General features: G+C 53.6%; 13 protein-coding genes. 5 read left to right on the plus strand and 8 right to left on the minus strand.

What is annotated here, in order from left to right:
* The first annotated feature begins 27 nt into the window (after nt 1-27).
* The 5 genes from ACFQU0_RS08600 to ACFQU0_RS08620 are packed head-to-tail and all read left to right on the plus strand — an operon-like array spanning nt 28 to nt 3,140.
* The gene (locus tag ACFQU0_RS08600; protein ID WP_382199786.1) at nt 28-321 is read left to right on the plus strand and encodes a DUF6127 family protein; all 294 of its coding nucleotides are present in this window, start codon (nt 28-30) and stop codon (nt 319-321) included.
* Nucleotides 318-794 (plus strand): hypothetical protein, encoded by a 477-nt coding sequence (locus tag ACFQU0_RS08605; RefSeq protein ID WP_382199788.1) that lies wholly within the window; start codon nt 318-320, stop codon nt 792-794. The genes ACFQU0_RS08600 and ACFQU0_RS08605 overlap by 4 nt, the downstream gene beginning before the upstream one ends.
* Nucleotides 794-1,279 (plus strand): lysozyme, encoded by a 486-nt coding sequence (locus tag ACFQU0_RS08610; RefSeq protein WP_382199989.1) that lies wholly within the window; start codon nt 794-796, stop codon nt 1,277-1,279. Before ACFQU0_RS08605 ends, ACFQU0_RS08610 begins: the two co-directional genes overlap by 1 nt.
* A 45-nt stretch (nt 1,280-1,324) precedes the next feature.
* Complete coding sequence (dcm, locus tag ACFQU0_RS08615) at nt 1,325-2,680, plus strand: DNA (cytosine-5-)-methyltransferase (RefSeq protein WP_382199790.1); 1,356 nt, start codon at nt 1,325-1,327, stop codon at nt 2,678-2,680.
* A gap of 31 nt (nt 2,681-2,711) precedes the next feature.
* Nucleotides 2,712-3,140: a very short patch repair endonuclease gene (locus tag ACFQU0_RS08620; protein ID WP_382199991.1), complete on the plus strand. Its 429-nt coding sequence runs from the start codon at nt 2,712-2,714 to the stop codon at nt 3,138-3,140.
* A gap of 51 nt (nt 3,141-3,191) precedes the next feature.
* Here ACFQU0_RS08620 and ACFQU0_RS08625 read toward each other — a convergent pair whose 3' ends face one another.
* The 8 genes from ACFQU0_RS08625 to ACFQU0_RS08660 all read right to left on the minus strand — a co-directional run bounded on the left by ACFQU0_RS08625 (nt 3,192) and on the right by ACFQU0_RS08660 (nt 14,356).
* Nucleotides 3,192-4,061: an HNH endonuclease gene (locus ACFQU0_RS08625; RefSeq protein ID WP_382199792.1), complete on the minus strand. Its 870-nt coding sequence runs from the start codon at nt 4,059-4,061 to the stop codon at nt 3,192-3,194.
* The gene (locus ACFQU0_RS08630; RefSeq protein WP_382199794.1) at nt 4,061-5,710 is read right to left on the minus strand and encodes an ATP-binding protein; all 1,650 of its coding nucleotides are present in this window, start codon (nt 5,708-5,710) and stop codon (nt 4,061-4,063) included. The genes ACFQU0_RS08625 and ACFQU0_RS08630 overlap by 1 nt, the downstream gene beginning before the upstream one ends.
* Nucleotides 5,689-6,114, minus strand: coding sequence for an EcoRII N-terminal effector-binding domain-containing protein (locus tag ACFQU0_RS08635; protein WP_382199796.1), 426 nt, complete (start codon nt 6,112-6,114; stop codon nt 5,689-5,691). The genes ACFQU0_RS08630 and ACFQU0_RS08635 overlap by 22 nt, the downstream gene beginning before the upstream one ends.
* Nucleotides 6,111-8,018 (minus strand): DEAD/DEAH box helicase, encoded by a 1,908-nt coding sequence (locus ACFQU0_RS08640; RefSeq protein WP_382199797.1) that lies wholly within the window; start codon nt 8,016-8,018, stop codon nt 6,111-6,113. Before ACFQU0_RS08640 ends, ACFQU0_RS08635 begins: the two co-directional genes overlap by 4 nt.
* A gap of 98 nt (nt 8,019-8,116) precedes the next feature.
* Nucleotides 8,117-9,865, minus strand: coding sequence for a DUF262 domain-containing protein (locus ACFQU0_RS08645; protein WP_382199799.1), 1,749 nt, complete (start codon nt 9,863-9,865; stop codon nt 8,117-8,119).
* 105 nt (nt 9,866-9,970) lie between these two features.
* Nucleotides 9,971-11,320, minus strand: coding sequence for a DNA-processing protein DprA (locus ACFQU0_RS08650; protein ID WP_382199801.1), 1,350 nt, complete (start codon nt 11,318-11,320; stop codon nt 9,971-9,973).
* A 50-nt stretch (nt 11,321-11,370) separates the two neighbouring features.
* Nucleotides 11,371-13,449, minus strand: coding sequence for a RecQ family ATP-dependent DNA helicase (locus ACFQU0_RS08655; protein ID WP_382199803.1), 2,079 nt, complete (start codon nt 13,447-13,449; stop codon nt 11,371-11,373).
* Nucleotide 13,450: 1 nt separating this feature from the next.
* On the minus strand, nt 13,451-14,356 hold the full coding sequence (locus tag ACFQU0_RS08660; protein ID WP_382199805.1) for a WYL domain-containing protein: 906 nt from the start codon (nt 14,354-14,356) through the stop codon (nt 13,451-13,453).
* Nucleotides 14,357-14,466: the final 110 nt, after the last annotated feature.

Raw genomic sequence — 14,466 nt, forward strand, 5'->3', positions numbered from 1 at the left:
GTTTCGCATTTCTGGAGGACTGAAAACATGAGCGAAGCACAAATCGAGCGGCGCAAGATGGTGACACTGCCGCAGGAAGATTTCGAGGAAATCCTGGAGCGCGCCGCCGAGCGCGGTGCCCGGCATGCACTGTCGGAAGTTGGCCTTGATGGACCGGATGCCGCACGCGATATCCATGAGTTGCGTGGACTTCTGGACGCCTTCACGGAGGCCAAGAAAACCGCCGGCCTGACCATGGTGAAGATGCTGGTTACGGGCTTGGTGATGGCGCTGCTCGCTGGCGCGTTCGTAAAACTCAAACTGTTCGGAGGTGCGCAATGATCGAGACACTGCTTGGCGGCTTACTGGGCGGCGCGTTTCGCCTCGCTCCGGAAATCCTCAAATGGCTGGACCGCAATGGCGAACGTGGCCACGAGCTGGCGATGCAGGACAAAGCGCTGGAATTCGAGAAGATTCGCGGTGCGCAACGAATGGACGAGATCGGCGCAGGCGCTGATGCCGCGTGGAACGTCGGTGCCATCGAAACTCTGCGCGATGCCGTGCGCACCCAAGGTGAGAAAACTGGCGTGCGCTGGGCCGATGCGCTCTCAAGCAGTGTGCGGCCCGTGATCACCTACTGGTTCATGGCGCTGTACTGCGCTGCCAAAACCGCTGCGTTTGTGGCTGCCGTGACCGCTGGCGCTGGTTATGGCGTCGCAATCCTGCACGCGTGGACGGAGGCAGACCAAGCCTTATGGGCCGGGGTGCTGAATTTCTGGTTCCTGGGGCGCGTGTTCGACCGGGTGCGGTCGTGATGGTGCCGCAGTCAGCAATCGAACTGGCCAAGCGCTTTGAGGGCTTTGAAAAGCGAGTGAAGCGCGGCACGGAGATCTCCGCCGTCCCCTACGTCTGCCCGGCAGGATTCTGGACGATTGGTTACGGCCACCTTTGCGCGCAGGATCACCCGCCAATCACTCAGGACGAGGCCGAAGCCTATCTGGCGCAAGACCTCGTGAAAGCGTTGAACGCCACGTTGCGGCACTGCCCGGTGCTGGCCACCGAGCCCGAAGGACGGCTCGCCGCCATCGTGGACTTCACCTTCAATCTCGGTGCAGGGCGGCTCCAGACATCGACGCTCCGACGGCGGATCAATCAGCGCGACTGGTCGGGTGCTGCAATGGAGCTGCAGCGGTGGGTCTATGGAGGCGGTCGGGTGCTGCAGGGATTGATGACAAGACGTGAGGCAGAGGTGCAATTGATGCTGTGTTCCGACGAACTTAGGACTGGACGCTCTGGGTAAAATGAGTGACAATACGTCACACAATTAACCCAGAACAAAAAATACATGGCAGCTGAATTGGAAGATCTTGATCTCATCAAAAAACTCTTGGAGATCTACGATCAGAAGTATCTCGGTGAGTACTTGAACAGAGTTTCACCTGGGCAATGGTGTAGAGAAACCATCAATCGTTGGCTAAAAGGGAAAGCATCGCCACGACTTAGCCATCGCGAACATGATGCTTTGTGCACGCTCCTGCCAGCTCCCCCTCCAAATCACCCAGATTACGAGTTCGACTTTATTGACCTTTTCGCGGGCATCGGCGGCATACGACGCGGATTTGAACATGCTGGAGGCAGGTGTGTCTTTACAAGCGAATGGAACGATTACGCGATCAGAACATACAAGGCGAATCACTATGCTGACCCTGTGGCGCATAGTTTCAATGACGATATTCGCAAGGTGACGCTCAGTGAGCAGGAAGACGTCTCAGAGAAAGTGGTCGCTGCAAATATCCACAGACTGATCCCAGACCATGATGTCCTTTTGGCTGGCTTTCCTTGTCAACCATTCTCGATCGCCGGAGTATCAAAGAAAAATGCCCTCGGCCGAGCGCACGGATTCGAATGTAAAACCCAAGGCACGCTATTCTTTGATGTGGCGCGGATTATTAAGGTGAAACGGCCAGCAGCATTTCTACTGGAAAACGTCAAAAACCTGAAGAGTCACGATAAAGGAAGAACTTTCAAGGTCATCATGGAAACCTTGAATGAATTGGGCTATTGGGTTGCAGATGTGGATGCTGTAGGGTCATCAGATCCCAAAGTCATTGATGCTCAGAACTTTGTTCCGCAGCACAGAGAACGAATTGTGCTCGTAGGCTTTAGGCGAGACCTGAACGTGCATGACGGCTTTACCCTAAAAGATATAAGGAAGCACTACCCAAAAAAGAAACCTGTCCTCGGAGATATTCTTGAAAAAAGTGTAGATGAGAAATACATTCTTACACCGAGGCTCTGGGAGTATTTGTTTAACTATGCGATCAAGCACAAGGCAAAGGGCAATGGATTCGGTTATGGTTTAGTGGGTGAAGGAGATGTAACTCGGACTCTTTCGGCGCGATACTACAAAGATGGCTCAGAGATTCTGATAGATCGAGGTTTTAATCCAGATAAGGATTTCTACACTGCCAAGAATCAAAAGAACAGGCCTCGCAGACTAACCCCTCGTGAGTGCGCAAGGCTGATGGGTTATGACGAGATTGATAATCCATCATTCAAGATCCCGGTCTCAGATATGCAGGCCTACAAGCAGTTTGGTAACTCAGTTGCTGTGCCTGTTTTTGCAGCAGTTGCAAAATTGATGAAGCCTAGAATCAAGGAGGCCATCCTTAAAACGAAAATTCGCCCCAAAAATGGCTGATGTTCATAGCCCCGACATCCGCTCAAAAAACATGCGGGCAATACGCTCAAAAAACACCAAACCAGAAATTTTGGTCAGGCGTGCCCTTCATGCAGCAGGATTCCGTTACCGGCTCCATGTACTTGGCATGCCAGGTAAGCCGGATATCGTTTTTTCAAAATTTCATGCCGCCATTTTGATTCATGGGTGTTTCTGGCACGGACACGACTGTAAGTTTTTCAAACTGCCGTCAACCCGAACTGAGTTCTGGCGTGCCAAGATAGAGAAAAACAGAATCAACGATGCAAGAGCATTCGAAGCGCTAGTTTCCTCAGGCTGGCGCGTTGCGGTCGTCTGGGAATGCGAAATTTGCAGAAGGCCGAATGAAGATCAACTCAGCTTAACCCTACGGCTATCAGACTGGTTGAAATCGGCCCGAACCTCCATTGAGATCCCGCCTGCGCACGTAAGTAGTCAATAGCAATGTCTCAAAGCAATCATGACGTCCCTACAATTTGGCGTGGCGGCATGTCTATCCCCCAGCTATTTTTAGCCGTTTCGACACAGCTTCTGCGATCAGAGTTTTAAGGTCATCAGTAGAAAGTGGCGGATTCGTTCTGTGTAGCATCGCGTGACAGTTCCCACAGACAGGCACCAAATCCCTCACTGGGTCAACCCGATACGCCCCCCCCATTGACGACACCGGAACTCGGTGATGAACTTCAATGAAATCTTGGCCAAGATCACCATAATGAACGCCAAAATCAAAGCCACAGACATTGCAAGTCGTACCGAAGTGGGCGATGCACGCTGCACGGTTAACGGGACTTCTTTCGTACTTGTTGACCTCCACTTGAATTTTCGCACCCTCCGGTAGTCCAACTTCAAAACCCGGAACCGTGTCGATCACTTCTTCCAATGGTAAGAGGGCCAGCGCCATACCCAGACAGGTCGAGGCAGCTTCGAGGACGAAATCATGGGACTGATCACCTGACAGCTTTCCGCTCACTACCCTTTTGTCGCAGTCAAGTTCAAATTTTGCCCATTCACCGTGTGGCAGGTCATCTGCAGCATCAACGGGATTTCCATTCACGCTAATGCTTAAACGAAAGCCATCCAACGCAGCTTTTCTGGCCAAAGTCGAAAACGTTGTCCTTGCAGTTTCGTCTGCCTCTGCCATATGTCGTAACAGGGTTCTGGAAAAGGCATCCGCCCTAAAACTTGCTTCCACCTGGCGTGGTGTGCGCGCCAAAACAATGCCAAACCCATTTGGGCGCGGAAGATCAACAGGTCGCAGAACGACAAACGTACCGCCGTCAACGTCCTCAAGCCCCCCAAAAAGCCCAAGACCAAATCGCGCCTGAAGCCTTTGAGCCAAGGCGGTCGCGTCGAGCATTGTCATTACTCAGCTCCAGACTCCGGCGGATCGGGCAAATCAGCAACTAGCTTTTTAAGATTGCGTGACACCTCAATCCGAAATTCCTCGAACGCGTCCCGGTTCTCGTCGTTAACGTTGTTTAATTCGGCTTGAGCCAACGCCCAGAGCATAAAGTCGAGTGCCTGAACTACAACACTGTCGCCTTTGTTTGGCAGATATGCCTTTGGATAGAAGGGGTGCCCCGTGTTTAGCGTAACGCCAAACGCGCCGTTGACGAGGGCCGGTTCCCAAAGCACGCCATTGTCAAGCGTTTCACTGGTTGATATGTGAACCAGACTAGGCTCGTCGGTCGTAACGATCTTGAGCTTTGTCGTGGAATGACCAGAGTTGTTCGTTATCCCAACCTCGCCATTCGCTGAATTGACATCGGTTACCGTTGCTACCTTCAGCGCTCCAACCTTCTGATGAATTGCATTGCCGGAGGCGGTGTGCAGCAAGGCAGCGGCTCCTTTCACTGCCCCAGCAGCGCCCTTCCTGTAGCGAGTTTCCGCTTCGCGGCGCGGCGCTGCAAGAAAAGTGTCCCTCAACCACTCGTAAAGCTGCTCATTCAGAAGAATCCTTGACTTCTTGATGTCCACCTGAAAAGCGTCATCCAGTTTGTGGTCAAAAGACAGCTCTACACGCAGGAGCGAAAAGTGTGGTTCCTGCTTGTACATGCCAAGCCAATCCGGCCCATGAATAAGTCGGTTTTCTCTATAGACATAGACCCCTTGGCGTTCGTTGGAAATCTTGGCCGCGATTCGATTCTCAGACGACGAGAACTCTTCTTTTCTTGGAAGGATGAAAGCCCGAATGGAAAATGAAGTTGTTTGCCCGCTGGGTAATTGAACCGGGATAGTCTTGTCAACGACCGGAGTGTTAACCTCTGCCACACAAAAGGGGTCCCACGCAGCGACCGCAAAACCGTTCAACTTAATGCTGAGCGTCCGTGAACGTTTGTCTGAGGGGTCAAGGAATCGTTGGTAAACAGTTGCGATGTGTTCCCGCAATGACTCTTCTAATCGTTTGAGCGCATTCTTCAGTGGCTTTCCATCTGGTTTTGTATAGTCGGAAAGGAGCCGGTCAACTTTCTCCCAGATGACTACCGTTCCGGATTTGCCTTTCGCGCTTTCATTGAGTAGCTGCGCTTCGTGCGACGCAGCTGGGCCAAGTTCAAGACCCCAACTATTCGACTGTCCCAAAAAATCAAGATCCCATGCAGCGCGCAGTGGTGCCGCCTGACCATCCGGGCGCGAAATTAATGCCAGTCGTTTACAAAAAGCTGTTGAAGCAGTTTTCAGCCCCAGTCCGAATTTTCCTAGGCTGGCGGGATCAGCTCGTTTCTTGGATCCATACTTCATCGCATTGATGAGTCCATCCCTGTCCATGCCGCAACCGTCATCCGCGACTGATACAGCAATGTTTCCAATGAAGTCAGCACCAACCCGAACGTCAACGACAGTCGCACCAGCAGCGATAGAGTTATCGATAACGTCCGCTACTGCGGTGTTGAATTCATAACCCGTGTCGCGCAGCCCCTCACTGACTCGGGCTACGTCTGGTGGCACCTCAATAGTTTCTATTTGCGACATAGTCATTCCCCCCTTTAATTTCAAGAATTGATAATTTTCCAACCGCCACTCAGGATGAGAACGCCATCATCGTTGAGTCTTGCAGCAGTACCGCCTGCGCGAACACATTCCACATACACGGAGCCATTTTCGTCTTTGGAAAAGATTAGGTCGTCCCCAATTTTTGCGTCAATTGCGCGCAGGTACTTGGTCATGCATGTAAGGCGGTACTCATTGCGCGTGCCGTCGAAGAGTGCGTTGTTGTAATAAATGAAATTGAATTCCCATTTCGATCCATCAGCGCGCTCCCGAACCAAAAGTGTTATTCGCGGATTCTTAATACTTGGATTCAACTGAGGAAAAAACGAAAGAATCTCTTTAGCTTTAGGCACGAGAATTCCTGCTTGGTGGCCGCCCGTTGCACCAACATCATTGGCACTAAGCTTCTTTGAAATTGTGGTCGTCATTTTCCGTGTTCCTGAAATTTTGAAAGGGGCGAAATTTGAAGCGCCCGGACAATTATTGATGGATCAATCTCACCTTCGTGGCCAATGACAGCTTCACCGGCTAAGCCACGCTTGAATTGGGCGCGGTCCAGCATTACCTCTTCAACACTGTCAACGAAGTAGAGATAGTGAATTGTCACAGGTAGCAATTGCTTCCTCCGATACGCTCTCCCAGATGCCTGATCAGTGAGAGCTGGATTCCATTCTGGGTTGAAATGGATCACGTGATTGGCTGCCGTTATATTCAGCCCTGCACCAGCTGCTTTAGGATTTAAGAACAGCGCACCGAATCCTTTGAAGTCATAGAACTGATCAACTGTTGGTTGCCGGGTTGCAACCGGCACACGACCATCAATGAATCGGAAGAACCCTTTCGGCCACCTCTGAGGAATATCCCGCATCAACAGATCTGCCATTCCTTGGTAGGTTGTAAATACCAGAGCCTTCTCATTGGATTCAAATATCTCGGCGAGAAGCTCCAATAGACGAGCATATTTCGGCATGTCGACAGACGGGTCGCCGCTGCCGTTATCTATAAGATAGGGATGAGTGCAAAACATTCGAAGGCGGGAAGTGGCAACCATTGCTGCTGCCGGTCCGTATTCTTCTAGCGTCTGTCGTCGCAGGGCTTCATACGCTTCAGCAAGCCCCTCGGTCATCTTTATCGGCTGGGGGATTTCTATCTTTGGGGGCAGATCCTTGGCCACATCAGCCACCTTTCGCCTCAGAAGAATAGGCGAAACAATTGGCCCGAGTCGGCTTGCATCGTTGATGTCATCGGAAAAGCTTGCTCGAAATTCACTAACAGACCCAAGCAACCCAGGAAGTGCGAAATCTGCAAGCGACCAAAGATCATCGAGCCGGTTTTCCACAGGAGTGCCGGTTACTGCTAGTGACACCCGACGCGGAATTCGTTTAACCGCCTGAGTCCTCTGTGCGTCAGGATTCTTTATTGCCTGCGCCTCATCAAGAACGAGCAAGTTCCACTCTATCGAAGAAAGTAGCGGCTCATCTCGTATGGCGGTGTCGAAAGATGTGATCACGACATCAAACGGGCTAAGGCGCTCCGCAATCCCGGCTCTTCCCGCTCCTGCATGAACGTGAACCTTGAGTAGCGGTGAGAACTGTGCGAGTTCTCGCCTCCAGTTCTCGACAATAGTAGCTGGCGCAATAACTAACGATGGCACGCTGCACCGGTTGTGTTCTGACTGAAGAAGGCCGATGACTTGCAAAGTTTTTCCCAAGCCCATTTCGTCTGCCAATACGCATCCAATTTCCTGCTGGGCAATTAACCGCAAAAAGGCCACGCCATCTTTTTGGTATGGATAAAGCTCTGCATTTAGCCCGGGTACGTCGCAAAAAGCCTTTCCAGCGCTCGTTGCAATATCTGAAGCAACCAAAAGGGAATCATCGATAAGCTTTGCAGGAACATCATGCGCACTGCGCAGTGCAATCAACTGTCCGAATGAAATCGGATTGCCCTCGGTTACCCCTAGCCCTGCGATCCAAACTTTGGCGGCCTGCAGTGCTTCAAGGTTGACGGGGTACCATTTCCCTCCACTAATTACCTGGTCAGCTCCATCCGGGACATCGCAATATCCAAGGTCGGTGGAAACCCCAGTAGTCACAACAATTGAACTTGGATTCGTATTCTTGATCCAGACCGCAGGCTCGGCGGGAAAGCGGGAAAAGCTGAGGTTCGGGCACGCATCCGGCAGCAAGCAATCAAGAGTTCGCCCCTCTATTTCGGTCAAACTAGAAAAAACGGCCGAATAAACTTGCATGGCGCTCGGGAAGAATTGGCCCCCAGACCGATCCTTTATTTTTAGCCGCCCCTCATCGATAACCCATTCCGCTTGATGCATCTCAGCCTCGTTTCGATTTGGATGTAGTGAGCATTTGAGCCGCTGCAAGATTGTCAGCATCGCCGCCATTTTGGTACATATCGCCCCGAGTCATCTGCTTATCCTTGAGCTGCAGCCGTTGCAACTTGACTATCTGAGCCAGCACCGGAAACGCCGAGGCTCCAGTGCTTGCTGAGAACGCCTACGAGGCGCTGCTGTCGTGTGCCGAGCAGTGCCGGTGTCCAGTCGGAGAGGCCGCGCACTTCATTGGTCAGGATGAAAGGTGAGCTCGTACCCTTGCCACTAAAGTAAACATTTCTCTTGGTGACGAAGTCGTAGTTGCTGGCGGCGGGGTTCTTGCGGACGTGTAAGGGAACCAAGTTGGCCAGCCGATGCGTCCAGGAGTCGCGCGCATCATCGTCAGGGAACCACGTCATCCATTCGGACCCGTTTGGCGGGGTCTGCGGCAGAACGTGTTCAAGGGACAGATGGGCAAATGCCTGCTTCTTGCTTCCATCACTCACCAAGGCCTCAAGCCTGAGCATCAAAGCCATACGGGCCTTGGGCAAGCGGCGGTAAATATCACCGTCCAGTGCTTCGAGGAACTCGCGCTTCTGCTTGTCGGTAAGGTCTAAGGTCTTGAGGACAGCTGCGTCACCATCGAACGTTTCTACTTCAATTTCTTTGGTGAGGGCGGCATAGGTGTCAATGCGCTCATTGATGCCTACCTTTGTAACCAGCAGGAAATAGGTCAGGCGTTCGAGTGATTTGAAGAATGAGGCTAACAAAGATGGCTGTTGCCGGAACCGTTTGAAATAGACCAACGCAGGTGGCACCCAGTCCTTGAAGTCGACGCGATTCAACCAAGACAGATAGTCGTTGACCACCTCGGCATATTCTGTCGCTTCGAAGTCGGAATCACGTACAAAATCCCAGACCTCGGCATATGGCTTTATGACCTTGTCGACCAAGTCAATCGGGGCTTTATATTCGGTGACGTAGTCTTGAAACTCTTTGACGAGTGTCGCCCTTTGCTTCTGCTTGGCGTAGATGGTTCGAATGTGGACAAAGAGGTCGCCAAAGGCATCACGCCCGAGGGCGCTCTCGATTTGGCTCCACTGTTTGGCGTAGGCCCGGCTCTTAGCGTCACCCGCAATGGTGCGGATCGAGCCCAACACTGCCGCTTTTAGAATGTCGATAGGGGCGAGGTCAAGCCCACGGTTATTCAGCACCGAGAAGATGCGATATGCGGCTTCAAGGTCGGGCGTCGAAATAACGACCAATGAGCAGTCATTGGCGAGGAATTTCCACAGCGCTTCGCGCTCCGCACTTGAGAGTGCACTGGCCTTTTCCAAAAGCAGCGTAGCGTTTTCACGAAAACGCAGACGACTGTCTTCGAGCTTATCGGTGCTGGCCACTAGACGTGTGATGCCACCCGGCTCCTGAATGAATGTGCGGAAGAAATCGATATCCTCCTCGCGGGCAATCAGCCGGTACTCATTGGTCTCGCCAAGACTGACCTTGCCCTTCTTGTAGAGAAAGTCGGTGATGTCATCTGCCGCCTCGGGCATCACTGACCGCAGCACGGCGAAAAGCATTGTCAGCGTACTGATGCGTTGCTGACCATCGACAACGGATGACTTGGGTTCCCGGTCGTTCTTGATGAGCACGATGCTGCCAAGAAAGTATTGACTTGTCGCCCCTGATGTCCGGGCATCCTGCATCGCTGACACGAGGTCATTGAAGAGCTCTTCCGCCTGCTCCGTTGTCCAGGCGTATGGACGCTGGTAGTCCGGAATCTCGAACTGGTAGCTGCCCTCGAAGATCTCCCTGATCAGCTTGTCATGCGCTTCTAGTGTCTTTGCCATTATTGTTCTTTCCGTCTATCTTCTCGTCTAATCTGGCGGGGCCGACAATCCTCTTTAATGGACGCCATTCGGCTGCGACCAATTCCCTTGTTTGTGAATCATCGGTTACTCGAACAGTCTCTCTTGCTTGACGATGTAGCCCGCTGGTTTTTTCTGCTTTTCCAACACACCTTCGTCGACCATGCGTTGCAACCATGCCTTGGCTTGTGCGTTTGAAATGTCTAGCGCAGCAGCAACATCGGCATCCTTCATCGGCGTTTTTAGAAGTAGCAGGGCCACTTCTCGAACCGCCGCAAATAGGGTGTCCGCAGGTGTTGATGCCGCCCGCACTTCGGGGCCAGCTTTTTCGGTCTCGGCTCTATGTGTCGGCGCTACGGATGGCACTCGCGCTGCATCCAGTTCAACTGGATCGTCAATCTTTACAGAAGCTGGTGCCGGCTCTGGCTTCGCCGGCACTTCGACAGCCTGTGGTGTCTCTGGAACCTTTGGCGATGTGGCTGCCACAGCTGGCGACTCCTCGCCGGAAAACAGCGAAAGGCCAGACTGCGGAGATGGTTCATTGGTAGGTGCAGCCACGTCGAACACGGCTTCAAACGAATCCACATCTTGTGGGCTTGGCCACGGTAACGCCCCCTTTTTATGCAAGGCATCTAACCCAGTTGATTGCTCACCTGTGGACCGTACGTAAACGGGCACAAATTTGAGTTTGTCGAGCTGTTCGACTGCACCGGCCCATGTGCCGCCCTTGTTGAGATCCGAGCTCACCACCAAGGACGCATCCGCAAGCGCGTAGATCAGCTTGTTGCGCTGCATGGCATTGCCGACATTGAAGCCTGCATTGGGGTCGTAGGGGGAAATCAGGGTGAGTTGGCCGTCGATCAGCAGATTGCGGTGCTCGCGGTTCATGGTCGTTTTTTCAAGGCTATCTGCGAGCACACCGCTGACGTTTCCCCCGGCCTCCAGAGCGCCACGCATGGCTGCTTGGTCGATACCTTTAGCACCGCCTGATACGAGCGTCCTTCTGGCGCGTGCCGCCAGCCGGCCGACAGCCATCGTGTAGTCGATTAGTGAGTCGTCCACATTGCGCGAACCGACCACAGCTAGTCCGCCAGATTCCAGCAGGCTGATATCACCACAACCGTAGAGAACGGCCGGAGCGTCTTCTCGCAGTCGGACTTTTAGGCGCTTGGGGTATTCAGGATCTGCACGGCTAATTACCCAAATGGCACGAGCTTGCCAACGCTCAATGACTTGACTCAGCAGGAAGCCACGTCCCAATAATCGCTGCAGCCGACCCTCGTCAATCACTGGCTGGCATGCACGCAGGAGATCGTTCGCATCCGGAGATACAAGATCTGCCGGCTGGCGCTGGATCTCTCGTAAATGCCGGGCAAGTCGCTTGTATTCGCCGGGTGTAAGTAGATCTGGTGACGAGGGGCCGCGTCCTGCGATCAAGGGGGCTGTCAGTAGCAGAATCGCTTGGGTGTTAGGTGAAAGGGCTGGTGTCATTCGTCGTGCCCCGTCTGCGAAAGCGCCATTGGCCAAACTTCGCCACTCCCGGCCTGCCGCAGGAGCCAAGCTGAAACGGTCAGCGTCCAGCGTGAGTCCACCATGTCATCGACCAAGAGTACGGGTCCTTTGGGAACCGGGTTGTCATTGAGCGCGAGCGAGCCATCGATGTTGCGTGCTTGTTGGGTACTGTTTGCCATTGTTTTCTGTTCTGGCCTTTCGTCTGTTTTTGCGATGACCAGATGAAACGATAAACCGAGCGCCGCAGCCAAGCGCTTTGCAAAGTTTGGTACGAGATTAGGATGCCGCAGGGACGGAACGCACGTCACCCATGTCGGCTTTGGCTGCGGGTTCCATTCATTAATCATTTTCACGCAGGCCGTCACCAGATCATCAGCGAACTTGCTGTCGTGATACTTGCCTTGTCTCACCAAGCCACCCCAGCCGGCATCTCCCCAAACGCAAAGAGCTTTTCCGGGTTGAGCTCGGTAGTCTGGTGCAATGAATCCTTTGACGCTGTAGTGAGGCATGCCGCCATCGGGCCATTTTTTTCGCGGCTCGATGGGCAGGCTGGTTCTGCATAAGAACGCAATGGCCTCTTTAACCAGTTCGGCATTCACGGTGGCGGGCAGAGGATGCAGGGCGGGCTGAGTGACAACATTTGGGTCGCCGTCAAGAGCGCTGATCAGGAAGCCCATGTGCTGACCAAATGGTAGGCTGACGTAGTCCTGCATTTGCTGGTGTTCGTCCCGCCGTAGCGCAGTGAGACGTTCCGCACGCGCCCAGAAACCTTCACTCAGTTTTGCCGCTGTGAGCTGCCATTTGCTGCCCTGCTTGGCGATAGGAGCCGGTGCTTCGAGTGAAAGTAGAGCGATTGTTTTGTCGACTCGGCCTTTGCTAAGATTGACTCGACTCAGTAGTTCAGGGACCGACAGGCCGCTAGGTTCTTCCTCAAGCGCTTCCAGGACATCGGCTACCTCCTGCCGGGTTGGAAAGGCGCTGCGAATAAACCAATCTGTGATGTCTCCCTCTTCCTGGCCGCTGAGCAGTACGCCATAGGCAGAATCCAAGGCTCGTCCAGCACGGCCAACCTGCTGGTAGTAGGCAACAACCGATCCAGGCATCTGGTAATGAATCACGAATGCCAGATCGGGCTTGTCGTAGCCCATGCCCAAAGCCGTTGTCGCAACCAGCGCCTTGACCTGGTTATCGAGCAGTGCTTGTTCCAATTGCTCTCGGCGGTCGCCTGTTTCTCCGGTGTAGGCCTCTACGTTGAAGCCTTGGGTCTTCAACCATTCGGCGACTTGGTTGGCGTCGCGTACCGTCAGCGTGTAGATGATTCCGTGGCCTTGCAACGTGGCGAGTTGCTCCGCCAGCCATGCAAGGCGTTCGGCTTGGCTGGGCAGGCGGATGGTCTGCAAAGAGAGTGAGGTGCGATTGAGATCGCCCCGCGACACATCAAGCTTTGGCCCAAGAACAGCAGCGAGATCGTCCATCACCCTGTTGTTCGCCGTTGCCGTAGTGGCGAGGAGTCGAAGGTTGGGTGGCAGCGTCTTGACGATGCGTTCCAGCAGTCGGTAGTGAGGACGGAAGTCATGTCCCCAATCGGAAATGCAATGCGCTTCGTCGATGACCAGCATGGAAATCTGTGCGGCAATACCCGCCAACACCTGGGTGCGGAAGCGCTCGTTTGCCAGGCGCTCTGGCGAGATCAACAAAATGTCGATTTTCCCCTTGGCCAGTTTGCCCTCGACTGCCGTCCAGTCATCCACGTTGTCGGAGTTGATCGTGGCGGCGCGAACTCCCATTCGCTCGGCTGCGGCGATCTGATTCCGCATCAGCGCGAGTAGCGGCGAGATCAACAACGCAGGGCCATTGCCTTCATCGCGCAGCAGCTTGGTCGCGATGAAGTAGACGAAACTCTTGCCCCATCCAGTTTTTTGCACGACGAGCAAGCGGCCTTTGCCTTCGACGATGTGACGAATGGCGTCCTCTTGGCCGTCACGGAAGATGGCGTCTGCACGTCCGGAGCCGATCCGGAGAAGTTCACGTGCGCGTTTTGGATCGTAGGCCACGTTATTTCTCTCCCTTGTTTTGGTCGGGCGAGCGATACCCCGGCGCCAACAGGGCGTTTTTCACGCCATACAGTGCCAGAGGATCTTGCAGCCACAAGCGATACTCATGGCCGCGCAGGCTGTGATCCGGTGAACAGTCCACACTCCACTGGCGCAGGATGTAGCCGGCAGTGGCGGCCCGAAGCTTCATGCGCAGGACCCCGCCATCCATGCTGTAGTCCATTTCCGTGATCTCGGGACGGGGCTGGTCGGGATGAGGCACCAATTCCAGCTCAACGATACGAGTCCATTGAATATCCTGGTCGCTTCGCTCATGAAGCTGCACCTCTGCACCTTTCATCACCACCGGGCTTTTGATCCGAGTAATCACGAAATCACGGAACTCTTGGCTTTTGCGGTCAAAGGCGCGGACGTGCCAGCGCAATCCATTATCGAGCAGAGCAAAAGGTACGATCTCGCGATCTGAACGGCCACTGGATATAGAGTGGTAGCGGATCTTAAGAGGACTTTTCTGATGAATTGCCCTTGTGACGCAGGCCAAGGTAACCAGGTCAGGGTGCGTGATCCGCGACGGAATCTCGCTGGCTATCCAAGCTTTAAGCTGTGCCGGTTCCCCGTCACCGAACCCTTGGGACAGCCAAGCCAACACCCGCTCTGGAGGGAAGTCGAATACTGGGCGGAAGTCATTGCCGGTGACGTAGGTCTTTCCCTTGGAGTCGTAGTCAATGTTGCCAGGTGCTAAGTCCTTGTAGAGGGCGAGATCGCGCGTAGCTGCCGCCGACTGGATGCCAAACCTCGACACCAAATCTTGACGGCGAATCTCCCCAATGAATCGCACCCGCAACTCGACAAAAGCGAGTCGGTCACGTTGCGGTTGGGTCAAGTCTGAAATCTGATCGTTCGACATCCTGGCTTGCCAGTAAGGGTGAATGATGGTGTATGAAGATTGTTGCGCACAGTATATTAGACGTACTAGAATGTGTCCATCACTCTATTTGTATCCGCTATGCGTCGCAT

Origin of the sequence: Hydrogenophaga defluvii (genome assembly GCF_042665235.1) — a bacterium.
GTDB classification, from domain to species: Bacteria; Pseudomonadota; Gammaproteobacteria; order Burkholderiales; family Burkholderiaceae_C; genus Hydrogenophaga; species Hydrogenophaga defluvii_A.